Source organism: Pseudomonas sp. GW456-L12 (assembly GCF_059424045.1).
Genome location: NZ_JBWKZA010000034.1, coordinates 26,680 through 51,518 on the forward strand (window position 1 = coordinate 26,680; position 24,839 = coordinate 51,518).

General features: G+C 63.3%; 22 protein-coding genes. 6 read left to right on the forward strand and 16 right to left on the reverse strand.

Annotated features, from left to right (window positions below; all coding sequences use genetic code 11):
• Position 1: 1 nt before the first annotated feature.
• Positions 2-1,267, forward strand: coding sequence for an OprD family porin (locus AC07Y9_RS27725; RefSeq protein WP_102681435.1), 1,266 nt, complete (start codon positions 2-4; stop codon positions 1,265-1,267).
• A 225-nt stretch (positions 1,268-1,492) separates the two neighbouring features.
• On the opposite strand, the gene pcaC is transcribed toward AC07Y9_RS27725, so the two are convergent.
• The 11 genes from pcaC to pcaR form a co-directional block, all read right to left on the reverse strand.
• Positions 1,493-1,885, reverse strand: a complete 393-nt coding sequence (gene pcaC, locus AC07Y9_RS27730) for a 4-carboxymuconolactone decarboxylase (RefSeq protein ID WP_007926582.1) — start codon at positions 1,883-1,885, stop codon at positions 1,493-1,495.
• Between the two features lie 10 nt (positions 1,886-1,895).
• Complete coding sequence (pcaD, locus tag AC07Y9_RS27735) at positions 1,896-2,696, reverse strand: 3-oxoadipate enol-lactonase (RefSeq protein WP_102681339.1); 801 nt, start codon at positions 2,694-2,696, stop codon at positions 1,896-1,898.
• A gap of 11 nt (positions 2,697-2,707) precedes the next feature.
• Positions 2,708-4,072 carry a 3-carboxy-cis,cis-muconate cycloisomerase gene (locus tag AC07Y9_RS27740; RefSeq protein ID WP_102681340.1) on the reverse strand — a complete coding sequence of 455 codons (1,365 nt, stop codon included), beginning with the start codon at positions 4,070-4,072 and terminating at the stop codon, positions 2,708-2,710.
• Between the two features lie 47 nt (positions 4,073-4,119).
• The gene (locus AC07Y9_RS27745; RefSeq protein ID WP_102681341.1) at positions 4,120-5,415 is read right to left on the reverse strand and encodes an MFS family transporter; all 1,296 of its coding nucleotides are present in this window, start codon (positions 5,413-5,415) and stop codon (positions 4,120-4,122) included.
• 199 nt (positions 5,416-5,614) lie between these two features.
• Positions 5,615-6,181 carry a protocatechuate 3,4-dioxygenase subunit alpha gene (pcaG, locus tag AC07Y9_RS27750; protein WP_102681342.1) on the reverse strand — a complete coding sequence of 189 codons (567 nt, stop codon included), beginning with the start codon at positions 6,179-6,181 and terminating at the stop codon, positions 5,615-5,617.
• A 1-nt stretch (position 6,182) separates the two neighbouring features.
• Positions 6,183-6,887 carry a protocatechuate 3,4-dioxygenase subunit beta gene (pcaH, locus tag AC07Y9_RS27755; RefSeq protein WP_009042500.1) on the reverse strand — a complete coding sequence of 235 codons (705 nt, stop codon included), beginning with the start codon at positions 6,885-6,887 and terminating at the stop codon, positions 6,183-6,185.
• 29 nt (positions 6,888-6,916) lie between these two features.
• Positions 6,917-8,122 carry a 3-oxoadipyl-CoA thiolase gene (gene pcaF / locus AC07Y9_RS27760; RefSeq protein WP_173679817.1) on the reverse strand — a complete coding sequence of 402 codons (1,206 nt, stop codon included), beginning with the start codon at positions 8,120-8,122 and terminating at the stop codon, positions 6,917-6,919.
• On the reverse strand, positions 8,119-8,901 hold the full coding sequence (locus AC07Y9_RS27765) for a CoA-transferase subunit beta (protein WP_172833204.1): 783 nt from the start codon (positions 8,899-8,901) through the stop codon (positions 8,119-8,121). The genes pcaF and AC07Y9_RS27765 overlap by 4 nt, the downstream gene beginning before the upstream one ends.
• On the reverse strand, positions 8,898-9,755 hold the full coding sequence (locus tag AC07Y9_RS27770; RefSeq protein WP_009042497.1) for a CoA transferase subunit A: 858 nt from the start codon (positions 9,753-9,755) through the stop codon (positions 8,898-8,900). The genes AC07Y9_RS27765 and AC07Y9_RS27770 overlap by 4 nt, the downstream gene beginning before the upstream one ends.
• A 312-nt stretch (positions 9,756-10,067) precedes the next feature.
• The gene (gene pcaK / locus AC07Y9_RS27775; protein WP_102681344.1) at positions 10,068-11,414 is read right to left on the reverse strand and encodes a 4-hydroxybenzoate transporter PcaK; all 1,347 of its coding nucleotides are present in this window, start codon (positions 11,412-11,414) and stop codon (positions 10,068-10,070) included.
• A 309-nt stretch (positions 11,415-11,723) separates the two neighbouring features.
• Positions 11,724-12,566 carry a pca regulon transcriptional regulator PcaR gene (gene pcaR / locus AC07Y9_RS27780; protein ID WP_007926599.1) on the reverse strand — a complete coding sequence of 281 codons (843 nt, stop codon included), beginning with the start codon at positions 12,564-12,566 and terminating at the stop codon, positions 11,724-11,726.
• A 633-nt stretch (positions 12,567-13,199) separates the two neighbouring features.
• Between pcaR and AC07Y9_RS27785 the strand changes: the two genes are divergently transcribed.
• Both AC07Y9_RS27785 and AC07Y9_RS27790 read left to right on the forward strand, forming a co-directional pair.
• The gene (locus tag AC07Y9_RS27785) at positions 13,200-13,400 is read left to right on the forward strand and encodes a hypothetical protein (protein WP_009042495.1); all 201 of its coding nucleotides are present in this window, start codon (positions 13,200-13,202) and stop codon (positions 13,398-13,400) included.
• A 353-nt stretch (positions 13,401-13,753) separates the two neighbouring features.
• A complete protein-coding gene (locus AC07Y9_RS27790; RefSeq protein WP_007926602.1) occupies positions 13,754-15,229 on the forward strand; it encodes an inorganic phosphate transporter in 1,476 nt (491 codons plus the stop codon).
• A 152-nt stretch (positions 15,230-15,381) separates the two neighbouring features.
• Here AC07Y9_RS27790 and ccoM read toward each other — a convergent pair whose 3' ends face one another.
• From ccoM to AC07Y9_RS27805, 3 genes are all read right to left on the reverse strand, one after another.
• A complete protein-coding gene (gene ccoM / locus AC07Y9_RS27795) occupies positions 15,382-15,498 on the reverse strand; it encodes a cytochrome c oxidase subunit CcoM (protein WP_007926603.1) in 117 nt (38 codons plus the stop codon).
• 145 nt (positions 15,499-15,643) lie between these two features.
• On the reverse strand, positions 15,644-15,802 hold the full coding sequence (locus tag AC07Y9_RS27800) for a hypothetical protein (protein ID WP_023968072.1): 159 nt from the start codon (positions 15,800-15,802) through the stop codon (positions 15,644-15,646).
• Between the two features lie 227 nt (positions 15,803-16,029).
• Complete coding sequence (locus tag AC07Y9_RS27805) at positions 16,030-16,377, reverse strand: hypothetical protein (RefSeq protein WP_007926605.1); 348 nt, start codon at positions 16,375-16,377, stop codon at positions 16,030-16,032.
• A gap of 218 nt (positions 16,378-16,595) precedes the next feature.
• Here AC07Y9_RS27805 and rapA point away from each other — a divergent pair, with 218 nt between their 5' ends.
• Positions 16,596-19,442, forward strand: a complete 2,847-nt coding sequence (gene rapA / locus AC07Y9_RS27810) for an RNA polymerase-associated protein RapA (protein WP_007926606.1) — start codon at positions 16,596-16,598, stop codon at positions 19,440-19,442.
• Between the two features lie 77 nt (positions 19,443-19,519).
• Here rapA and AC07Y9_RS27815 read toward each other — a convergent pair whose 3' ends face one another.
• Positions 19,520-20,866 carry a spinster family MFS transporter gene (locus AC07Y9_RS27815; RefSeq protein WP_102681345.1) on the reverse strand — a complete coding sequence of 449 codons (1,347 nt, stop codon included), beginning with the start codon at positions 20,864-20,866 and terminating at the stop codon, positions 19,520-19,522.
• A 338-nt stretch (positions 20,867-21,204) separates the two neighbouring features.
• Between AC07Y9_RS27815 and AC07Y9_RS27820 the strand changes: the two genes are divergently transcribed.
• Positions 21,205-21,564 carry a YkgJ family cysteine cluster protein gene (locus AC07Y9_RS27820; protein WP_007926609.1) on the forward strand — a complete coding sequence of 120 codons (360 nt, stop codon included), beginning with the start codon at positions 21,205-21,207 and terminating at the stop codon, positions 21,562-21,564.
• Between the two features lie 143 nt (positions 21,565-21,707).
• Positions 21,708-23,996, forward strand: a complete 2,289-nt coding sequence (locus tag AC07Y9_RS27825) for a putative bifunctional diguanylate cyclase/phosphodiesterase (RefSeq protein ID WP_102681347.1) — start codon at positions 21,708-21,710, stop codon at positions 23,994-23,996.
• Here AC07Y9_RS27825 and AC07Y9_RS27830 read toward each other — a convergent pair.
• Entirely contained in the window at positions 23,887-24,783 is an 897-nt protein-coding gene (locus tag AC07Y9_RS27830; protein ID WP_037004535.1) for an NAD(P)-dependent oxidoreductase, read from the reverse strand. The two genes, AC07Y9_RS27825 and AC07Y9_RS27830, sit on opposite strands and share 110 nt — an antisense overlap.
• Between the last annotated feature and the right edge of the window lie 56 nt (positions 24,784-24,839).

Below are 24,839 nucleotides of genomic sequence, written 5' to 3' on the forward strand. Positions count from 1 at the left end.
CATGAAGCCATCCACTCGCACTCCCTATTCACTGCTGCCCAGCCTGCTGGCTGTCAGCATCGCCAGCACGGCCCTGCCGGTCATGGCCGCGGAGTCCGGCTTTCTCGAAGACGCCAAGGTCAACCTGAACCTGCGCAACTTCTACATCAACCGCAACTTCACCAACCCGGGCAAGGCCCAGGGCAAGGCTGAAGAATGGACGCAGAGCTTCATCCTCGATGCCAAATCCGGCTTCACCCAAGGCACCGTCGGGTTCGGCATGGACGTGCTGGGGCTGTATTCGTTGAAGCTCGATGGCGGCAAAGGCACCGGCGGTACCCAGTTATTGCCGCTGGATCACGACGGGCGCCCGGCCGACCACTTCGGCCGCACGGGCGTGGCATTCAAGGCCCGCCTGTCGCAGACCGAGGTCAAGGTCGGTGAATGGATGCCGGTGCTGCCGATCCTGCGCTCGGACGACGGTCGCTCCCTGCCCCAGACCTTCCGTGGCGGCCAGATCACCTCGAAGGAAATTGACGGCCTGACCCTCTACGGCGGCCAGTTCCGCGCCAACAGCCCGCGTGACGACAGCAGCATGAGCGACATGTCGATGACCGGCAAAGCGGCCTTCACCTCCGACCGCTTCAACTTCCAGGGCGGCGAATACAGCTTCAACGACAAGCGCACCCAGGTCGGGGTGTGGAACGCCCAGCTCAAGGACATCTACAGCCAGCAATACCTCAACCTGATCCACAGCCAGCCGCTGGGCGACTGGACCCTGGGCGCCAACATCGGCTTCTTCTACGGCAAGGAAGATGGCAGCGCCCGCGCCGGCGACCTGGACAACAAGACCTGGTCGGGCCTGTTCTCGGCCAAGTACGGCGGCCACACCTTCTACGTCGGCCTGCAGAAACTCACCGGCGACAGCGCCTGGATGCGCGTCAACGGCACCAGCGGCGGCACCCTGGCCAACGACAGCTACAACGCCAGCTACGACAACGCCCAGGAAAGATCCTGGCAGCTGCGCCATGACTACAACTTCGTCGCGGTCGGCTTCCCCGGCCTGACCCTGATGAACCGCTACATCAAGGGCGACAACGTGCACACCGGCACCATCACCGACGGCAAGGAATGGGGACGCGAGAGCGAACTGGCCTACACCGTGCAAAGCGGCACGTTCAAGAACCTCAACGTCAAATGGCGCAACTCGACCATGCGCCGCGACTTCAGCACCAACGAGTTCGACGAGAACCGCCTGATCATCAGCTACCCGATCAGCCTGCTGTAAGCCCACTCGCTCGCCCACACCAGAACCAAGGCCAGCCCCGTTCCCCGGGGCTGGCCTTGTTTTTTGTAGGAGCGAAGCTTGCTCGCGATGATCGTCAACGATGACGCGTACTGACGGGCTGAACGTGGCGCTCTCAGGCTCATCGTGAGCAAGCTCGCTCCGACAGGGAAAACGCAGCGGCGCCGAGTTGCTCGGCGCCGCGTTCGTTATATAGGTCGTGGGTTATCAGCCGCGGGATTCGACGCCCAGCTCGTCCCACACCGACTCGGCGAGGTGGAAGGTTGCGTTGGCCGCCGGAATGCCGCAGTAGATCGCGCTCTGCATGATCACTTCCTTGATCTCGGCGCGGCTCACGCCATTGTTGGCGGCGGCGCGCAGGTGCAGCTTGAGCTCTTCGTTGCGGTTCATGCCGATCAGCATGGCGATGGTGATCAGGCTGCGGGTATGACGCGGCAGGCCCGGACGCGTCCAGATATCGCCCCAGGCATGCCGGGTGATCATTTCCTGGAACTCCGAGTTGAACTCGGTCAGGGTGCTCAGGCTGCGATCGACATGGGCATCGCCCAGCACCGCGCGACGCACTTGCATGCCTTCGGCGTAACGTTGTTTCTCGTCCACGGGGGGCTCCTTAAATACGCTGGTCGGCCAGCAAAAATGCCACGACCCGCTCGCTGAACGCAGCGCCAGCCTGGACGTTGGACAGGTGCGCCGCATGGAACTCGGCGTATTCGGCGCCGCGCACGCGCTCCTGGATGAAGTGCCCGCCCGAGGGTGGCGTGACCGCATCTTCGGTACCGGACACCACCAGGGTCGGCGCCTCGATCGCCGACAATTGATCGCGAAAATCCGCATCGCGCACCGCCGCGCAGTTGGCGGCATAGCCCTGGGGCGAGGTGGCCGCCAGCATGTCGGTGATCAGCTTGGCCTGGTCCGGGTGCGCCGCGGCGAAGTCCGGGGTGAACCAGCGGGCGATCGAGGCATCGCGCAATGCGACCATGGCCGCCTGGCCGTCGCGCAGCACGGTTTCGATCCGTGGATTCCATACCGACGGGTCGCCGATCTTCGCCGCGGTGTTGCACACCACCAGTTTGTTCAGGCGCTCGCCGGCATTGATACCCAGCCACTGGCCGATCAGCCCGCCCATGGACAGGCCGCAGAAATGCGCACGCTGGATATGCAGCGCGTCCAGTAGCGCCAGCACATCGTGCCCCAATTGCTCGATGCTGTAGGGGCCTTCGGTGACCAGGGATTTGCCGTGGCCACGGGTGTCGAAACGCAGCACCCGGAAGTGCTTGGTAAAGACCGGAATCTGCATGTCCCACATGTGCAGGTCGGTACCCAGGGAGTTGGACAGGACCAGCACCGGCGCATCGGCCGTGCCGTCCAGTTGGTAATGCAGTTCGCCATCGGCGAGTTGTACGAATGCCACGGCAGTCTCCTTCAGGCGTTCAAGGCTAAATGTTCGGCCACGGCGCGCTCGACCCAGGCGTGCGCCTGGCCGAGGTAATGCGCCGGGTCCAGCAGGCGATCCAGTTCCGCCGCCGACAGCTCGGCGGTCACTTGCGGCTCATCCCCCAGCACCGCGCGCAGATGCCGCTGTTCGGCCACCGCGCGCTTGCAGCATTGCTCCAGCAGATGGTGCGCGGTCTCGCGACCCAGGCGCTGGGCCAGGGCGATGCTCACGGCCTCCGCCAGCACCAGCCCCTGGGTCAGGTCGAGGTTCCTGGCCATGCGCGCGGCGTCGACTTCCAGCCCGTCGGCCACCAGCAGCGCCTGTTGCAAGGCGCCGGACACCAGGCAGCAGATCTCCGGCAGGGTTTCCCATTCGGCGTGCCACAGGCCCAGGCTGCGTTCGTGCTCCTGGGGCATGGCGCTGAACATCGTCGCCAGCAACCCGGGCACCCGGGTCGCCGCGCCGATCAACACCGCCGCGCCCACCGGGTTGCGCTTGTGCGGCATGGTCGAGGAACCGCCCTTGCCCGGCGCCGACGGCTCGAAGACTTCCGCCGCCTCGGTCTGCATCAGCAGGCTGATGTCACGGCCGAGCTTGCCGAGGCTGCCGGCGATCAGGCCGAGTACCGAAGCGAACTCCACCAGCCGGTCGCGCTGGGTATGCCAGGGCTGTTCCGGCAAGCTCAGTTGCAACTCCTCGGCCAGGGCCTGGGCAATCGGCAGGGCCTGCTCGCCCAGGGCCGCGAGGGTCCCGGAGGCACCGCCGAACTGCAGCACCAGCAGGCGTGGCTTGAGCTGCGCCAGGCGCTCGCGACTGCGGCTCACTGCCCCCAGCCAGCCAGCGATCTTCATGCCGAGGGTGACCGGCGTGGCATGTTGCAGCCAGGTGCGGCCGGCCATGGGCGTGTCGGCATAGCGCTGGGCCTGGGCGGCCAGGATGCCGCCGAGGCGCGCCAGGTCATTATCGATCAAGCTCAGCGCCTGCCGCACTTGCAGGACCAGCCCACTGTCCATCACATCCTGGCTGGTGGCGCCCAGGTGCACATAACGCTCGGCGCTGGCGTCGCTCTTGGCGATCTGTTTGCCCAGGGCCTTGACCAGTGGAATCGCCGAGTTACCCGCCGTGGCGATGGCCTGGCCCAGGGCGGAAAAATCATAGAGCCCGGCCCGGCAGGCCGCCTCGATCGGCGCCACCGCCACGGCCGGGATCACCCCGACCCGGGCCTCGGCCCGGGCCAGCGCGGCCTCGAAGTCGAGCATGGCCTGGACCCGGCCTTGGTCGCAGAACACCGCGCGCATATCGCGGGTGGTGAAGTAGGCATCGAACAGTTGGTTGCTCGCCGGTGTGCTCATAAACAATCCTTTGGGGCGTGCGTCCGCGACGGACGCACGCGGACAGGTCACAGATCGTGGTGCAGGTACGCCGCCTGTTTCGGCAGGCGCAGGCTGAACAGGAAGGCAATCGCCATCATCGCCGTCACGTACCAGTAGAAGGTGTTTTCCATGCCCAGGGATTTCAGGCCCAGGGCCACGTATTCCGCCGAACCGCCGAACAGTGCGTTGGCCACCGCATAGGCCAGGCCGACCCCCAGCGCCCGCACTTGCGGCGGGAACATCTCGGCTTTTACCAGGCCGCTGATGGAGGTGTAGAAACTGACGATCGCCAGGGCCAGGGTGATCAGCACGAAGGCCAGGAACGGGCTGGTAACGGTTTTCAAGGTCAGCAGGATAGGCACGGTGCACAGCGTGCCCAGCGCGCCGAACCAGAGCATCGAGTTACGCCGGCCGATCTTGTCCGCCAACATGCCGAACAGCGGCTGCAGGCACATGTACAGGAACAGCGCGCCGGTCATGATGTAGCTGGCGGTCTTGGCGTGCATGCCGGCGGTGTTCACCAGGTATTTCTGCATATAGGTGGTGAAGGTGTAGAAAATCAGCGAGCCGCCGGCGGTGTAGCCCAGCACGGTGACAAAGGCCTTCGAGTGATGCTTGAACAGCGCGGCCACGCTGCCGGCGTCCTTGTCTTCACGCATTTCCTTGCTGGTGGTTTCTTTCAGCGAGCGCCGCAGCAGCAGGGAGATCAGGGCGGCAATGGCGCCAATCACGAACGGAATCCGCCAGCCCCAGGCCTTGAGCTGCGCCTCGTCGAGGAACTGTTGCAGGATCACCACCACCAGCACCGCCAGCAGTTGCCCGCCGATCAGGGTCACGTACTGGAAGGACGCGAAGAACCCGCGCTGGCCCTTGAGCGCGACTTCGCTCATGTAGGTCGCGGTGGTGCCATATTCACCGCCCACCGACAGGCCCTGGAACAGCCGCGCCATCAGCAGCAGCGCCGGCGCCCAGGCGCCGATGCTGGCGTAGGTTGGCAGGAAAGCGATGACCAAGGAGCCGGCGCACATCATCAGCACCGAGATCATCATGGAATTCTTGCGCCCGTGCTTGTCGGCCACCCTGCCGAACAGCCAGCCGCCGATAGGACGCATCAGGAACCCGGCGGCGAACACGCCGGCGGTATTGAGCAGTTGCACCGTGGGGTCGTCGGAGGGGAAAAACGCCGGGGCGAAATAGATCGCGCAGAAGGCATAGACGTAGAAGTCGAACCATTCGACCAGGTTGCCGGAGGAAGCGCCGACGATCGCGAAGATCCTCTTGCTGCGCTCCTCGGTCGTGTAGTGACTGGTTAACGTTGTCATGGCTTTTCACTCTTTGGGGACGTGGTGAGTCTAGACATACTTTGTAACAGTCCCGTTCCGCAAGACGACCTTGGAGGTGTCGGCCTATTCGGCCTTATCGCGAGCAAGCTCGCTCCTACAGGATATGGGTCGGTCACGATGCCGTGATTCAACTGCGGTCATGTAGGAGCGAGCTTGCTCGCGATCCCCCCAGGCACACTCAATAATCGAAGAACACCGTTTCCGCGTCGGTACCCTGCAGGATCACGTTCCACTGGTAGTAGCCCGGTGCATCGGCCTTGGCCAGCAAGGTGGTGCGACGCTCTTCGGGCACGCAGGCCAGCAGCGGATCGGCGGCGTTGGCTGGCTCGCCGTCGAAGTAGATACGGGTCAGCAGGTGCTTGACCAGGCCCCGGGCAAATACCAGTACCACCAGGTGCGGCGCCTGGGTCGAGCCTTTCAGGCCAGGTACGGTACCCGGCTTGATGGTGGTGAAACGGAAACGCCCTTCCCCATCCACCGGCACCCGGCCGAAGCCCTGGAAGTTCGGGTCCAGGGCCTTGGCCTGATCGTCTTCCGGGTGGTCGTACTTGCCGGCCGCGTTGGCCTGCCAGATTTCCAGCATGGCGTCGTTGACGAAATCGCCGTTACCGTCCACCACCTGGCCGCTGATCGCCACCCGCTCGCCGAGGGTCTCGGCCTGGGTCAGGTCTTCGCGGTTCAGCCAGGTCAGGCCGATGTGGTAGTACGGGCCGACGGTGTGGGATGTGGTCGCAGTCAGCGTCATCTTATTTCTCCATCGGCGTGGCATCGCGGCCGCGCAAGACGATGTCCCAACGGTAGCCAAGGGCGTAGGACGGAATGGTTTTCTCCAGGTCGAAGCTGGCGATCAGGCGTTCCTTGGCGCTAGTGTCCGGCACGCAGTTGTAGATCGGGTCGTAGGCCAGCAGCGGGTCGCCCGGGAAATACATCTGGGTCACCAGGCGCGTGAGGATACTCGGGCCGAACAGCGAGAAGTGGATATGCGCCGGACGCCATGCATTGTGGTGGTTACCCCAGGGATAGGCACCGGGCTTGATGGTCTGGAACTGGTACCAGCCATCGGCATCGGTGACAGTACGCCCGGTGCCGGTGAAGTTCGGGTCCAGCGGTGCGTCGTGCAGGTCGCGGTCGTGGTTGTAGCGACCGGCGGCGTTGGCCTGCCAGATCTCCACCAGGATCCCCGGCACCGGCAGGCCGTTCTCGTCCAGCACCCGGCCGTGGATGATGATGCGCTCGCCCTGGGGCTCGCCGGCATGCTGGGCGGTCAGGTCGTTATCCTTGTCCTGCAGGTAATCGGCGCCGATGGTCGGGCCGGTGATTTCCGACAGCGAATGGGGCAGGAACACCAGCGGTTTGGACGGCGAGCGGGTGTTGGTGGATTTGTAGGCCGGGTGCAGGTAATCAGGCTGAGTACCTGGTTGCGGGCGCCGGTAACCGGGCTTGTCGGTCATGCTCGTTCCTCGTTCTTATAAGAAGCGCGTCAGACGCGCTCGATGGCCAATGCCAGGCCCTGGCCGACACCCACGCACATGGTCGCCAGGCCTTTCTTGCCACCGGTCTTTTCCAGCTGGTGCAGCGCGGTCAATACCAGGCGCGCGCCGCTCATGCCCAGCGGATGGCCGAGGGCGATGGCGCCGCCGTTGGGGTTGACCTGTGGCGCGTCGTCCGCCAGGCCCAGTTCGCGCAATACTGCCAGGCCCTGGCTGGCGAAGGCTTCGTTGAGTTCGATCACATCGAAATCGCTGACTGCCACGCCCAGGCGTTCGGTCAACTTGCGCACCGCCGGCACCGGGCCGATGCCCATCACCCGTGGCGCCACGCCGGCGCTGGCCATGCCCAGCACCCGGGCACGGGCGGTCAGGCCGTGCTTTTTCACCGCCTCGGCCGACGCCAGGATCAGCGCCGCCGCCCCGTCGTTGACGCCCGAGGCGTTGCCGGCGGTGACGGTCTTGTCCGGGCCGTTGACCGGCTTGAGTTTGCCCAGGGTTTCCAGCGAGGTATCGGCCCGCGGGTGCTCATCCTGCTCGACCACGGTCTCGCCCTTCTTGTGGACGATACGCACCGGGACGATTTCCTCGGCGAAGAACCCGGCGGCCTGCGCCGCGGCGGTGCGCTGCTGGCTGCGCAGGGCGAACGCATCCTGGTCGGCACGCGACACCTGATAATCGTCGGCGACGTTGTCGGCGGTCTGCGGCATCGCATCCACGCCGTACTGGGCCTTCATCAGCGGGTTGATGAAACGCCAGCCGATGGTGGTGTCTTCCAGCTTCATGTTGCGCGAAAAGGCGGTGTCGGCCTTGCCCATGACAAAGGGCGCGCGGGACATCGACTCGACGCCGCCGGCGATGGTCAGCTCCATCTCGCCACTGGCGATGGCGCGGAAGGCGGTGCCGATGGCATCCATGCCCGAAGCGCACAGGCGGTTGAGAGTCACGCCCGGAATGGTTTCCGGCAGCCCGGCCAGCAGCAGCGCCATGCGCGCCACGTTGCGATTGTCTTCGCCGGCCTGGTTGGCGCAACCGAGGAACACCTCGTCCACCGCGTTCCAGTCCACCGACGGGTTGCGCTCGATCAGTGCCTTGATTGGCGCGGCGGCCAGATCGTCGGCCCGCACCGTCGACAGGCCGCCACCAAAGCGGCCGATGGGGGTACGAATGGCGTCACAGATAAACACTTCGCGCATCAGGCTTCTCCCGGGGTTTGGCCATGGGCCGCGGCGGTGCGGGCTTCCAGGTCACGCAGGGCGGTCAATTCGATCTCGGTCGGGGCGGCGGTTTCCGCCACCTGGTCGGCGAAACGGATCGCCCAGCCGGTGGCAGCGACCACCTGCTCGCGGGTCACGCCCGGGTGCAACGAGGTCACCACGAATTCATGGGTGCCGGCTTCCGGCTCCATGATGCACAGGTCGGTGATGATCCCCACCGGCCCGGCCCCTGGCAGGCCCAGGCGCTTGCGCGAGTCGCCGCCTTCGCCGTGACCGACCGAGGTGATGAAGTCGAGCTTGTCGACAAAGGAACGCGACGACTGCTTGAGGATGATCAGCACGCTCTTGGCCGAGCCGGCGATCTCCGGCGCACCGCCGGCGCCCGGCAGGCGGACTTTCGGCTGGTGGTAGTCGCCGACCACCGTGGTGTTGATGTTGCCGAAACGGTCGACCTGGGCGGCGCCGAGGAAACCGACGTCGATCCGCCCGCCTTGCAGCCAGTAGCGGAAGATCTCGCCGGTCGGCACCACGGTGTCCGCGGTCTCGGCCAACTCGCCGTCACCGATGGACAGCGGCAGTACGCTGGGCTTGGCGCCGATCGGGCCGGATTCGTAGATCAGCACCACGTCCGGCGACGAGGTCAGGCGCGCCAGGTTGGCGGCCTTGGACGGCAGGCCGATCCCGACAAAACACACCGAGCCGTTCTGCAGGCGGCGGGCGGCGGCAACGGTCATCATTTCATTGGTGGAGTAAGTCATTATTTGGCCCCCGTTGCTGCGGCCAGCTTGGCCTGGAATTCGCTGAAGTCAGCACTGCCGCGGATGTATTCGTTGATCCAGGCGGTGAAGGTTTCACGGTCGCGGGCGATCGGGTCCCAGGCCTGGTAGAAGATGTTGTCGCGCTCGGTATAGCCGTGGGCGTAGGACGGATGGGCGCCGCCCGGCACATGGCAGACCGCGCTCAGGGCCCAGGTCGGCAGCACGCAGGCGTTCATCGGGGCGTTCAGGTCGTCGACGATTTCTTCCACGGTGACGATGCAGCGCTTGGCGGCCAGGGCGGCTTCCTTCTGTACGCCAAGAATGCCCCACAACAGCACGTTGCCCTTGCGGTCGGCTTTCTGCGCATGGATCACGGTGACGTCAGGACGTACCGATGGCACCGCCGCCAGCACCTCACCGGTGAATGGGCAGGTCACGCTCTTGATCAGCGGGTTGACCTTCGGCAGGTCGGAGCCGGCATAAGCGCGCAAGACCGCGAATGGCAGACCCGAGGCGCCCGCCACGTAGGCATTGGCCAGGTCGGCGTGGCTGTGTTCTTCGATTTCCAGGGGGTGCGGCCATTGCTTCTCGACCGCATCCCGCAGGCGATGCAGGGAGCCGACGCCCGGGTTGCCGCCCCAGGAGAAAATCAGCTTGCGGGCACAACCGGCACCGATCAACTGGTCGTAGATCAGGTCAGGGGTCATCCGTACCAGGGTCAGGTCTTTTTTGCCCTGGCGAATGATTTCATGACCCGCGGCCGTGGGGATCAGGTGGGTGAAGCCTTCGAGCGCGACGGTATCGCCGTCGTTGACGAACTGCTTCACCGCGTCGTGCAGCGAAAGGATTTCAGCCATGGGGGATCTCCCGATTGTTATTGAGCGACTGGAAGAAAAAGGCGCCGAAGGATGCGCCGGAGTGACTGAAGATTAAGCCGAGGGAAAAACCCAAACAATCCGATAATCGACTGAGCGTTCGTTTATCGAACAGATTGTTGTCTGACTATCGATTGTGCTGTGGCCGCTGCCGCAGGCTGCGATCGACCCGGGCCGCGTTCGGAGAACGGTCGCGAAGATCTCAGGATCGCTGAAGGCCTTCGGCCTTATCGCAGCCTGCGGCAGCGGCTACAGGTATTCAGCGCTCCCTTGAGGAGCGCCTTGCTCATTCGATCAGGTCGCATCCGCATGGCTGACCATGCCCTTGATCACCACCGCCGTGGTCGCCAGCGCGGCCGGGATCACCAGCGCGGTCAGCACTTGCTCGAAATTCCAGCCCAGCCCCAGCAGCGTGGCGCCCATCCAGGCCCCGAGGATCGCCCCGAAGCGACCGATGCCGAGCATCCACGACACGCCGGTGGCGCGGCCCTGGGTCGGATAGAAGCGCGCGGCCAGGGATGGCATCGCCGATTGCGCGCCGTTGACGCACATGCCGGCGACCAGCACCAGGGTCGCCAGCAAGGTGATGTTGCCCAGGCTTTGCCCGACCGCGTAGGCGAAGACCCCGGCCAGCAGGTAGAAGGTGCCGATGACCTTGTGCGGGTTGAAGCGGTCCATGGCCCAGCCCACCGCCACCGCGCTGAGTACCCCGCCGAACTGGAACAGCGCGCCGATAAAGGCCGCCTGCTCCATGCTCGCGCCGCTGTCGCGCATCAGGGTCGGCAGCCAGCTGGTCAGCAGGTATACGATCACCAGCCCCATGAAATAGGTCAGCCACAACAGCAAGGTACCGACGCTGTAGGTCCCGGAGAAAATCACCGCAAACACATTGCGCGCCTTCACCGTCTTCTGTTCCGGCACACTGAAGCTCGCGGCCTGGCCGACCGTGCCCGGCTCGATCGGCGCCAGGGCCTTGCGAACCTTGTCGGTGCCACGATTGCGCACCACCAGGTAACGCGCCGACTCCGGCAGCCAGACCAGCAGCACCACTGCCAGGATCAGCGGCAAAATCCCGCCGATCAGCAACAGGCTGTGCCAGCCAAATGCCGGGATCAGCTTGGCGGAAATGAAACCGCCGCCGGCCATGCCCAGGTTGAAACCACAGAACATGCTGGTCACCAGCAACGACTTGTAGCGCTCGGGGGTGTATTCGGAAAGCAGCGTGGTGGCATTCGGCATGCCGGCGCCCAGCCCCAGGCCGGTAAGGAAACGCAGCACCAGCAACTGGTCGACATTGCTGCTGTAGGCCGACGCCAGACTGAAGGCACCGAACAGCAGCACCGCCCCCACCAGCACCACTTTGCGCCCGAAGCGGTCAGCCAGTGGGCCGGAGCCCAGCGCCCCGAAGACCATGCCGATCAGCGCGGCACTCATCACCGGGCCGAGGCTGGCGCGGTCGATGCCCCAATCCTGGGACAGCGCCGGCGCAATGAAGCCCATGGCCGCGGTATCGAGGCCATCGAGGAAGACAATCAGGAAACACAGGATCACCACTCGCCACTGATAGCGCGACAGCGGCTGGGCATTGATAAAGGACTGCACATCAAGGCAGTTCCCTACAGCGGATTGAGGCTGGTTCATTATTTTTATTCCACGCGAAAAACGCAGGCGAACAGGTGCCAGCCAGAGCTGGTCGGTTCAGATCGAAAAGGGTCTTGCGGGATCAGGCCGTCGGCAGGCGAAGGCAGGATAGAGGAGCGCGGCTGGGCGCGCGGGCGATGCTCATGGGGGCTGGCCTCTTCATTATTATGGGGGCGTCACGCGGCCATTGCAGAGGCGGTGCTCCAGTGGCCGGATGACGCTGCCGCGACATTAATGAGGCAAGGGAAAGAGCGTCAATTCAGCAAGCGCGTATCTGTGCGTTTATCGAACAGCTTAAGCAGGCAGCCCTCAAGCGAACAATTGGGCGCTGAGGTCGCGACTGGCGCTGAGCAGGCCCGGCAAGAAGCGCTGCTCCAGCTCGGCGCGGCTGACGCGGCCGGCATGGGTACTCACGTTGAGCGCAGCCAGTACCTGGCCCGAAGCGTCGTACACCGGTACGGCGATGGAGCGCAGGCCTTGTTCCAGTTCCTGATCGACGATGCACCAGCCCTGCTGCCGGACCTGTTGCAGGCATTCGAGCAACGCCTGCGGCGTGTGCAAAGTACGGCTGGTCTTGGCTTGCAGGTCGGCATGATCGAGGTATTCGCGCAACGAGGCGTCATCCAGCGCCGCCAGCAGGATCCGCCCCATGGATGTGCAGTAGGCCGGCAGGCGCCCACCCACCGAGAGATCGACCGAGATCAGGCGCTGGGTGGTGGCCGAACGGGCGATGTACAGAATGTCGTCGCCTTCCAGGGTGGCCATGTTGCAAGCTTCGTGCAATTGCTCGCTCATGCGGTCCAGGTAAGGCTGGGCCGACACCGCCAGCGGTGTGGAAGACAGATAGGCATGCCCCAGCGTCAGCACCTTGGGCAGCAACGAATAGGTGCGGCCATCGGTGGTGGCGTAACCGAGCTTGATCAAGGTATGCAGGCAGCGGCGCACGGCGGCACGGGGAATCTCCGTACGGTGGCTGATCTGGGCGATGGTCAGATGGCGCTTGCGCTCCTGAAAGGCCTGGACCACCGCCAGTCCGCGAGCCAGAGAGGTCATGAAATCCGGATCACCCGTCAGCGCCTGAATCCGCTTGGCCGGCGAAGCGACAATCGGCGGCGCGGCGGAAGCGAAGGAATTACGCAATTGATCGTTCATTTCAGGTTCTCTGCGACGGAAGTCCGGCTTATTACAAGCCGTACTGGAGAGGATGCACAAGCCTGCACGGCCAACATTGGGCGATTATCGAACCATCGACCGATAATCGCAATCCATCGCGATAAATGCCTGCCATGGGATGTGCCGCTTTTTCGCCGCCAATAAAACTCTCATTTCTTCCGCATTAGTCCAGGCAACTTGTCAGGCCTTGTTACAGAACTGCTCTCGTCATCCGGATTAAAACTTTCGTGTAACAAAACCCTGATATCAAGTTGATGATTTTTAACTTATTGCCGATAGAGTTATTCATGGCCGCCGCTATAATGAGTAAAGTGATCACCGACGCTTTTCTGCGTTCGGCAGCATCATCAGGCTGCGTAGAGTAAATGACGCCTCCTGCAGCAAGCGCTTGACGCTCATCTCAATATGCCCGGCCAATGCGTTTGCAAAAAAGTAACTGTTGCTACGACAGCTGTTCTTGTCCGGTGGCGTGGCCGCATGCAACAAGAAGCGGTTTGGCGAGCCCCATCGCAATCCTGGCTCCTTTAATCGAGCCGAGTACGAGGCGGTTTGATAAACCCGATCTAGGCAATGCGTATCATCGGGATAATCTCAACTCAGTTAGGTAACACTGTGACGAAAGACGAACTGCGCGCGGAACTTGAGCGCCAGGAACAACGTTACAAGGAAGTTTACGGAGGCGAAGTCACCACCTACGCCGCCCAGCCTGAACCGGAACGCAAACCCTGGCGCAAGCGCGCCAGCGTTCTCGACCAGGCCTTCACCCAAGAACTGCAAAAGATGGAAAAAGAGCTCAAGGCAGACCAGCCGTGACGCTGTTCGCCTGAAACTTTCGCACGGCTCGATGCCCTTGCAGATAAAGGTCGATCGCAAGGTCGGCCTGGCATCCGCCGTGTGGCAGCGAATGGCCCCCAAGGGCTCAAAAAACGTCATGAAACTGAAATTTCATACAAGCGTTTGAGACATTTGGCTCAACGTTTCGCCCCTGACCTTGAGGATGAGCCCCAGTAAAATCAATGGCTTGCCCATGCCCCGAAAAAAGGCATGGCCATTGGCCTGCCTCCGGCTTTTTCGTTGAAGAATGTTACCAACCAGCACCTAGTGCATCGATTACCAGGGTTTTCTGGCATAATCGCGCCCCCTTATGACCGGGTCAGAAAACCTTCATGATCGATTTATTCAGCGGACTGGATGCTTGGGTGCTTGTGAGCCTCTTGCTCGCCCTGGCTTTTGTCCTCGCCTACGAGTTCATCAACGGCTTTCATGACACCGCAAATGCGGTTGCCACTGTTATCTACACCAAAGCCATGCCGCCGCACCTGGCCGTATTCTTTTCCGGTGTATTCAATTTCCTCGGCGTGCTGCTGGGCGGTGTCGGCGTGGCCTATGCCATCGTCCATCTGCTGCCGGTCGAGCTGCTGATCAATGTCAACACCGGCCACGGCCTGGCCATGGTCTTCTCGTTGCTGGCCGCGGCCATCACCTGGAACCTGGGCACCTGGTACTTCGGTATTCCCGCCTCCAGCTCCCACACCCTGATCGGTTCGATCCTCGGTGTCGGCCTGGCCAATGCCCTGCTCAACGACATCCCGCTGGGCGATGGCGTGAACTGGCAGAAAGCGATCGACATCGGTGCTTCCCTGGTGTTCTCGCCCATGGCCGGCTTCCTGATTGCCGCCCTGGTGCTGATCGGCCTGAAGTGGTGGCGCCCGATCTCGAAGATGCACAAGACCCCGGAACAACGCCGCAAGGTCGACGACAAGAAACACCCGCCCTTCTGGAATCGCCTGGTGTTGGTGATCTCGGCCATGGCCGTGAGCTTCGTGCACGGTTCCAACGACGGCCAGAAAGGCATCGGCCTGATCATGCTGGTACTGATCGGTATCGTGCCCGCGCAGTTCGTGCTCGACCTGAACAGCACCACCTACCAGATCGAGCGTACCCGCGACGCCACCCTGCACCTGAGCCAGTTCTATCAGCGTAACGAGGACTCCCTGGGCGAGTTCCTGGCCCTGGGCAAAAGCGTGAAAGACGACCTGCCAGGCAAGTTCCGCTGCAACCCGCAGCAGACCGAACCGACCATCGCTGCGCTGCTGGGCACCCTCAAGGGTGTCGCCGACTATCACTCGCTGCCGGCCGAAAGCCGTATCGAAGTGCGTCGCTACCTGCTCTGCCTGGATGACACCGCGAAGAAAGTCGGCAAGCTGCCGCACCTCGCGGCCCGTGAAAAGGCTGACCTGGACAAGTTGCGCAAAGACCTGACCGCCACCACCGAGTACGCGCCGTTCTGGGTGATCCTGGCCGTGGCCCTGGCCCTCGGCCTGGGGACCATGATCGGCTGGAAACGTGTGGTACAGACCATCGGCGAGAAGATCGGCAAGCAAGGCATGACCTATGCCCAGGGCATGTCGGCGCAGATCACCGCCGCCGGCCTGATCGGCATGGCCAATATCTTCAGCCTGCCGGTATCGACCACCCATGTGCTGTCTTCGGGCGTGGCGGGAACCATGGTCGCCAACAAAAGCGGCCTGCAAAGCGGCACCATACGCACCATCCTGCTGGCCTGGGTGCTGACCCTGCCGGCAACCGTGGCGCTGTCGGCCGGTCTGTTCTGGCTGGCCTCGAAAGCCCTCGGGACCTGATTCGTTCAGTCCGCGACAAAAAAGGTGCGCCCCTCGGGTCGCACCTTTTTTTGTGCCTGAAATAAATGATGGCTTTGCCACAAAACACACAGGCAAAAAAAAGGGCAACCGAAGTTGCCCAAAATGCCTTGCGTGCTCGTTACCGGAAAGACTTAAGGTTTTTTGCGTTTATGCGCATCTTTCCAGATGAAAAATCCAAACCCGGCGAAAAACAGAACCATGAGGCCGACAGTCAGCACTCCGGCGATCACCACATTGTCGAAAAACATGACTGGCCTCCTGCTCTTGCCCTGTTGCGATGGGGCTAAGTTAACCAAAGAGGCGGCGGGGAAAATTGACCGGGGTCAATGGTCGACCCAGACAGGACGACAGGGAGGGGAAATAACTGACTTACATCAACAGATCGCGCCCGGTTCAGCGCTTTTTCGGCTTTTTCGGTTTCTTCTTCGGCTTGCCCAAAGGCATTGCCTGCTCGAATGCCTGGCGCACTTCGTTCAGGCGCTTTTCCTTCAAGTCATGCACACGCTTGGCACGTTCGGCGTTCAGGTCGATCAGGTTGTCGTCTTGGCTCATGGCGTTGGCTTGCATCGTTCAGGTCTATGTCGACCGGAGCCTCTATATAGAGATAGCGCGGCTGCGGCCCTTGCGGGTTTGCCAATAATGCGGCGTGACGCGGCGCCTGACCAGTGATCAGCGGATATTGAGCGCAATTAAAGGGGGGCCGCAGTTTGACCAGCATCGCGCGAAGTACCCCCTGTGATCCCTTGCGCGCCACTGTCGCAGGCATTAAAGGACAGCATCTAGACCTCGACGTCGACCCACAGCCCCTGGCGTGGTGCGTCCTCGATCAGCGGCGCCACCGGCACGGTGTTGTCGGCATTCAACTCGTCCCCGGGCACGGCCAGGTGCAGTTCGGGATCGTCCGCAGCCTCGGCTTCGCGCTGGCGTTTGTGCCTTTGCTGCTGGCGCTGCTGTTCTTCGCGCAGCAGCAGCGCCGACTGTTCGGCATCGCGCTTGTGCAGGTCGATGGTGCTTTCGTTGGAACTCTGTTGCACCGGTACCACCGGCGGGATATCCGGGCGCGGACGAATCGGATCCTGCTGGGAGGTCACGGGCACGGCACTCAAGGGCAGCATCGGGGGCAGCATATTATTGGTCTCCTGTCGGCAGGCTGTCGGCTGCTGCGGGGGCGACTTGAGCCATCGGTCGCAAACTTGTGACCCAGTCGTCACCCGATAGTGCCCAAACCACGACAAATGCGCCCGATACGCTACCTTCCAGCGTAGTTGTTTTTGTTAGAGTTCTTTGGCCTGAGGCCGCCGATCCGTTAACATAGTCGGCTTTTTCAAGGCGGGAGTCAGGCAGCATGGCGCAGCAGTATCAACCGGGGCAACGCTGGATTAGTGACAGCGAAGCCGAGCTAGGTCTAGGCACCGTTCTGGCACAGGACGGCCGCTTGCTGACCGTGCTCTATCCGGCCACTGGCGACACTCGCCAGTATGCGCTACGGAATGCGCCCCTCACTCGCGTGAGGTTTTCCCCGGGTGACACCATCACCCACTTCGAAGGCTGGAAAATGACCGTGCGCGAAGTCGACGATGTCGACGGCCTGCTGGTCTACCACGGCCTCAACGGGCAGAACGAAGTCGTCACCCTGCCGGAAACCCAACTCTCAAACTTCATCCAGTTCCGTCTGGCCAGCGACCGTCTGTTCGCCGGGCAGATCGACCCGCTGGCCTGGTTCTCCCTGCGCTACCACACCCTGGAACACACCAGCCGCCAGCTGCAATCGTCGCTGTGGGGCCTGGGTGGCGTACGTGCCCAGCCTATCGCCCACCAGCTACACATTGCCCGTGAAGTCGCCGACCGTATCGCGCCGCGGGTTCTGTTGGCGGACGAAGTGGGCCTGGGCAAGACCATCGAAGCCGGCCTGGTGATCCATCGCCAGCTGCTGTCGGGCCGCGCCAGCCGCGTGCTGATCCTGGTCCCGGAGAACCTGCAGCACCAGTGGCTGGTGGAAATGCGCCGGCGCTTCAACCTGCAGGTCGCGCTGTTCGACGAAGAACGCTTTATCGAAAGCGATGCCGCCAACCCCTTCGAAGACACCCAGCTCGCCCTGGTGGCCCTGGAATGGCTGGTGGACGACGAGAAGGCCCAGGACGCGCTGTTCGCCGCCGGCTGGGACCTGATGGTGGTCGACGAGGCCCACCACCTGGTGTGGCACGAAGACCAGGTCAGCCCGGAATACGCGCTGGTGGAACAGCTGGCCGAGGTGATCCCCGGTGTCCTGCTGCTCACCGCCACCCCGGAACAACTGGGCCAGGACAGCCACTTCGCCCGTCTGCGCCTACTCGACCCGAACCGCTTCCACGACCTGGCCGCCTTCCGCGCCGAGAGCGAAAACTATCGCCCGGTGGCCGAAGCCGTGCAGGAACTGCTGGATAAAGGACGCCTGTCGCCAGAAGCGCACAAGACCATCCACAGTTTCCTCGGTAACGAAGGCGAAGCCCTGCTCGCCGCCGTCAACGACGGCGACACTGAAGCCAGCGCGCGCCTGGTGCGCGAGTTGCTGGACCGCCACGGCACCGGCCGCGTGCTGTTCCGCAACACCCGCGCCGCGGTGCAAGGCTTCCCCGAGCGCAAGCTGCACCCGTACCCGCTGCCATGCCCGGACGAGTACCTGGAACTGCCGCTGGGCGAGCACGCCGAGCTGTACCCGGAAGTCAGCTTCCAGGCCCAGCCGGACGCCAGCGAAGAAGAGCGCTGGTGGAAATTCGACCCGCGCGTCGAGTGGCTGATCGACCAGCTGAAAATGCTCAAGCGCACCAAGGTCCTGGTGATCTGCGCCCACGCGGAAACCGCCATGGACCTGGAAGACGCCCTGCGCGTGCGCTCCGGTATCCCGGCCACGGTATTCCATGAAGGCATGAACATCCTCGAGCGCGACCGCGCCGCCGCCTACTTCGCCGACGAAGAGTTCGGCGCCCAGGTGCTGATCTGCTCGGAAATCGGCAGTGAAGGTCGCAACTTCCAGTTCGCCCACCATCTGGTGCTGTTCGATCTGCCGTCGCACCCGGACCTGCTGGAGCAGCGGATCGGCCGTCTTGACCGGATCGGCCAGAAACACGTGATCGAGCTGCATGTGCCGTACCTGGAAACCAGCCCGCAAGAGCGCCTGTTCCAGTGGTACCACGAAGCGCTGAACGCCTTCCTCAATACCTGCCCGACCGGCAACGCCCTGCAGCATCAGTTCGGCCCGCGCCTGCTGCCGCTGCTGGAAGAAGCCGACGACGGCGAGTGGCAAGCGCTGATCGACGAGGCGCGCACCGAGCGCGAGCGCCTGGAAGCCGAGCTGCACACCGGCCGCGACCGTCTGCTGGAGCTCAACTCCGGCGGCGCCGGCGAAGGCGATGCGCTGGTGGAAGCGATCCTCGAGCAGGACGACCAGTTCGCCCTGCCGATCTACATGGAAACCCTGTTCGACGCCTTCGGCATCGACAGCGAAGACCATTCGGACAACGCGCTGATCCTCAAGCCGAGCGAAAAAATGCTCGACGCCAGCTTCCCGCTGGGCGACGACGAAGGCGTGACCATCACCTACGACCGCAACCAGGCGCTGTCTCGCGAAGACATGCAGTTCATCACCTGGGAGCACCCGATGGTGCAAGGCGGCATGGACCTGGTGCTGTCCGGTTCCATGGGCAACACCGCCGTGGCGCTGATCAAGAACAAGGCGCTGAAACCCGGCACCGTGTTGCTGGAACTGCTGTACGTCAGTGAAGTGGTGGCACCGCGCTCGCTGCAGCTGGGCCGCTACCTGCCACCGGCCGCCCTGCGCTGCCTGCTGGACGCCAACGGCAACGACCTGTCGGCACGGGTCGCCTTCGAGACCCTCAACGACCAGCTGGAAAGCGTGCCACGGGCCAGCGCCAACAAGTTCATCCAGGCCCAGCGCGACCAGCTGACGCCGAAGATCAACGCCGGCGAAGCGAAGATCGCCCCGCGTCACGCCGAGCGCGTGGCCGAGGCGCAACGGCGCCTGGCCGCCGACACCGACGAAGAACTGGCGCGCCTGACCGCGTTGCAGGCGGTCAACCCGACCGTGCGCGACAGCGAACTGGTGGCCCTGCGCCAACAACGCGAACAAGGCCTGGCGATGCTTGAGAAAGCCGCGCTGCGCCTGGAAGCGATCCGGGTCCTGGTGGCGGGCTGATCCCCCCTGCTCTGCCGGTAAATGAAAAGGCCCGCACAATGCGGGCCTTTTTTTATCTGCTTCTGTAGAAGCACTGTTCAAGCCGCCACCGCCGCCCCCGCCGGCTCGCCCGGTACCAACCCGTCCTTCATCCGCTGCGCATCACGCACGAAGCAGCGCGAGGCCAGGAACAGGAACAGCATGGTCAACAGCAACGCCACCGGGATCAGGTACATGGCGTCATGCAGGCCGACCGCCTTGAACGCCTCGGTCATCTGCCCGGCTCCGGCGGCGTACATCGCCGCATGGGCGAAGTGATCGGACAGCGCCCCCACCACCACCGGCCCCAGGCCTCCGCCCAGCAGATACAGGCCGGCGAAGAACAGCGCCATGGCCGTGGCCCGCAGACGTGGTTCGACCACATCCTGAATCGCCGTGTAAACGCAGGTATAGTAGTTGTAGGTGAACAGCCAGCCGACACTGAACACCGCGACAAACACCCCGATCTCGATGCGCCCGGCATGCAGGGCCCAGGCGGTGCACAGGGTCGAGATCAACATGCTGAAGGCGGCGAACAGCAACCGGCCATTGGCGACACGCAGGTGAATCTTATCGGCGACCCAGCCGCCCAGGGTCAGGCCGAACAGGCCGGTCACCCCGACTATCACCCCGGTCGCTACCGCGGCTTCCTGCAACGGCATCAGGAAGTAACGCTGCAGCATCGGCACCAGGAACGAGTTGCAGGCGTAGGAGGCGAAGTTGAAGCTCAGCCCGGCCAGCACCAGCCAGAGAAAGGTCGGAATCGCCAACACCCGGCGGATCGGCCGGTCGACGCGCTCCTGGGAGACCTTGACGGCTTCCGCCGCCCCACGCTTGGGCTCCTTGATAAAGAACATGAACACTGCCAGCAACAGCCCCGGCACCGCGGCGATAAAGAACGGCGCGCGCCAGCTGTCGAAGGCCTTGACCATGGCGCCGATGGTGAAGAACGCCAACAACAGGCCCAGCGGCAGGCCAAGCATGAAGATGCCCATGGCCCGGGCCCGGCGATGGGCCGGGAACAGGTCGCCGATCAGCGAGTTGGCCGCCGGCGCATAGCTGGCTTCGCCGATGCCGACGCCCATGCGCACGACGAGGAAACTCCAGAAGCTGCCCACCAGGCCGTTGACCGCGGTCAGCCCGCTCCATACCGCCAGGCCCCAGCCCATGAGCTTGCTGCGCGAGCCGGTATCGGCCATGCGCCCCAGGGGCAGGCCGGCAATGGCGTAAACGATGGTGAAGGCAGTGCCGATGATGCCGATCTGGAAGTCGCTCAGGTGCCACTCCATGCGGATCGGCTCGATGATGATGGCCGGAATGGTGCGATCGAAGAAGTTGAACAGGTTAGCCAGGAACAACAGGAACAGAATGCGCCAGGCATTCGCCGCTTGGGTCGAGTTCTGCATGGGTCGGTCTCTTTATTGTTATTCGGCCAGACGCAACCGAGCCTGGAAGTTGCAATCTAGTCAGCCCCGCCGCGCTTGTCTGTAATGATTCGTAAGGCTGATATCAGGCAATCCGAAGCACAGGTCGTCAACCGCGCTCGACGGCCGCCCGAACAACGCCATCGCCCCCCGCCGAAACCGCCGCAAGCCCCCGGATACCGGGGCTAAAGCCCGATTTTTCAAGGGCTTGCGCAGGGCCTGAAAAATACCTTGCGCGCCCCCTTCCCAAGGCCGTTGCGAAGCCTAGAATAGCGGCCTTGCTGCCCCCCTCATCAACCTCCTCCCCTTTGAATACGCCCATGTCCGAAGCCAGTCCGTGTCTGAATTGCGGTGCCTGCTGTTCACACTTTCGTGTGTCTTTTTTCTGGGGTGAATGCGCCTCTTCCGGCGGTACGGTCCCCGACGATCTGGTGGCGTCCATCAGCCCCAGCCGGGTCGCCATGCTCGGTACCGATTGCAAGCCGACCCGCTGCACCGCGCTGACCGGCGAGGTCGGCAAGGAAGTCAGCTGTTCGATCTATCACCAGCGTTCCAGCACCTGCCGCGAGTTCGAGGCGTCCTGGGAAAATGGCCAACAGAACGTCGATTGCGACGCCGCGCGCGCGGCATTCGGGCTCGCGCCCCTGGAGCCGACGCTGTATTTCGAACAGAGCGCTTAGCTCGATTGGCTATGGACTGAATTCCAAAATCATTTAAGTCAATCTGCCACCATCGCTCCCGGCCTTGCCTCGGCTTCCTATACTCACTCCCATTGGTCAGCCATCAGGGCTGGCCCTGGATGACTCAAGAAACGGGGCCTGCGATGGAATGGCTTGGTCTGCATTTTTTTACCGAGCTCCCTGAAGGCGGGCAGGTATTACTCACCTGCAGCCACAACCCCGTGCTGGTGATCCTCGCCTATCTGGTGGCTTGCGCTGGCAGCTTCGCCACCCTGGATATGGCCGAACGGGTGCGCCACGTCGACCTGGCAGCCGCCCAGCAACGCTGGCGCTGGATCGGCGCCTTCTGTCTGGCCGGCGGCATCTGGGCCATGCATTTCATTGGCATGCTGGCACTGCAAATCCCCATCGAAACCCATTACGACCTGCCGATGACCCTGCTGTCGCTGCTGATCGCGGTGATTGCATCCTGGCTGGCGATGAAGACCCTCAGCCATACCCGGCTGCAACTGTGGCGCTACCTGCTGGCGTCGATCTGGATCGGCCTGGGCATCTGCGTCATGCATTATGTCGGCATGGCGGCCATGCGCTCACAAGCCACGGCCTACTACCAACCCGACCTCTTCGGCCTGTCGATTGCCATCGCCATCAGCGCGAGCCTGGTCGCCTTGCTGCTGTCCCGCTACCTGAGCAATGGCAGCGGCGTGCTCCACCAGTTGCTCAAATACGCGGCCAGCCTGCTGCTGGGGGGCGGCATAGTCGCCATGCATTTCACCGGCATGTGGGCGCTGAAACTGGTGATGCCAGTGGCGGGCACGCCTTCGATAGCGGTGGATGACAACCCCTTGCAACTGGGCCTGACCATCGCCGTCATCGCCCTGCTGATCATCGGCAGCAGCATCAGCGCGGCCCTGGCGGACAAGAAACTCCAGCACAAGGAACAGGACCTGCGTCGGGTCAACACCCTGTTGAGCCAACTGGACCAGGCTCGGGTGGCGTTGCAACAGGTGGCGCATTACGACGCCCTGACCAACCTGATCAATCGTCGCGGCTTCAATCATCTGTTCGCCGAAAAGCTCATCGAAAAGACCGTGCAGGGCGGCATGCTGGCGGTGATGTTCCTCGACATCGATCACTTCAAGCGGATCAACGACAGCCTCGGCCACGATGCCGGCGACCAACTGTTGAAGGTGATTGCCGGCCATATCAAAAGCTCCACCCGCAGCCATGAAGACGTGGTGGCGCGTTTCGGTGGAGACGAGTTCTGCATCCTCATGAGCTTGAGCCACCGCGACGAAGCCCAGCACATGGCGCAACGCATCATGAGCAAGATGAAGGAGCCCATCGAGCTGGCAGGACGGCGCATGGTGATGACCACCAGTATCGGCATCAGCGTCTTTCCCGACGATGGCGAAACCTGCGAAGAACTGCTCAAGCATGCCGACCTGGCGCTCTATCAATCCAAGGGCAGCGGTCGCAACAGCCTGCATTTCTTCAGCACCAACCTGAAAACCCGGGCGAGCCTGGAACTGCAACTGGAGGAAGAATTGCGCAACGCCCTGCGCCACGAAGCCGGATTGACCCTGTATTACCAACCCATCTACGACCTGGGCAGCCGCAAGGTCAGCAAGCTCGAAGCGCTGGTACGATGGCGGCATCCGTTGCACGGGCTGCTGGCCCCGGATCGTTTCATCGGGATCGCCGAAGCCAACGGGTTGATTGCCGAACTGGACAACTGGGTCCTGCGCAAGGCCTGCGAGGATCTGGCCGCCCTGTCCCGCCATGGCTTTGCCGAGATGAAAATCGCGGTGAACTGTTCGGCCCTGAACCTGGCGCGGGAGGAGTTGGCCGAGGAGATCGCCAACACCCTGAGCAACGCCGGTGTCGCGCCCCAGCGCCTGGAACTGGAAGTCACGGAAAACGCCCTGATGGGTAACATCGACAGCACCGTGGCCCTGTTGCGGCAGATCCGCAATCTTGGGGTGTCGCTGTCGATCGACGACTTCGGCACTGGTTATTCGTCCCTCGCCTACCTCAAGCGCCTGCCGCTCAACACCCTGAAGATCGACCGCTCGTTCATCCAGGACGTGCCCCAGTCGACCCAGGACAAGGAAATCGTCCAGGCGATTATCGTCATGGCCCATACCCTGCACCTGCAGGTGGTGACCGAAGGCGTCGAGAGCCTGCAGCAGTACGAGTTCCTCGCCCAATACGGCTGCGACTTCATCCAGGGTTACCTGCTCAGCCGGGCGCTGCCCCTGGAAGAGTTGCCCGGGGTGATCGACGAGATCGAGCAGCGCATGCTGCCCGCCGTCGCCGCGGTCAGCCCTCTGACGTCGGTTCGCGATACAGGCGGATCAGGGTCGCGGGATCCTGCTCCAGATAGCCCTGGCCGCCATGCAGGCGCATCAGTTGTGCAGCCAATCCGCTGATCGGCGTGGCCGAGCCCTGCTCGCGGGAGAACTTCACCGCCCCGTCCAGATCCTTGAGCAGGGTGCGCACATGCCATTTGATCGGTTCGAAGCGGCTTTCGGCCATCTGCGGGGCGAGAATCTGCAACGGCCTGGAATCGGCGAAACCACCGGCCAGCGCCTCGGCCAGCAATGACGCATCGACCCCGGAACGCTCGGCCAGCGCCACCACTTCGGCGATCACCAGGGCATTGCAGGCGACGATCATCTGGTTGCAAGCCTTGGTCACCTGGCCGGCGCCGACGCCGCCCATATGAGTCACCCGTTGCCCCAGATTGAGCAGGACCGGGCGCACCCGTTCGATATCCGCCGCCTCGCCGCCGACCATGATTGCCAGGCTGCCGGCCTCGGCACCGGGCGTGCCGCCGGACACCGGGGCATCGACCCAGCCCATGCCGGTGCTGCTGGCCAGTTGCGCGGCCATTTCCCGGGTGGCGGTCGGCTCCAGGCTGGAAAGGTCCACCAGCAGTTGGCCGGCCCGGGCTCCCTGGGCGATACCCTCGGCACCGAACACCACCTCACGCACCACCTCGGTATTGGCCAGGCACAGCAGTACCAGGTCCGCGGACTCGCACAACCGGGCCGGAGTCTCGGCCAGTTGCGCGCCCGCCTCCAGCAGCGGCGCGCATTTTTCCCGGTTGCGATTCCACACCACCAGGGGATAACCCGCCGCCAGCAGACGGCGACACATGGGCAAGCCCATCAGGCCAATACCGGCGAACCCGAGGGTGGGTAACGTTGCCATCATCTTGCCTCCTTTTGATTAAAGATCACCAAAAACTGGCCGATTTATCTGAGCTTAGG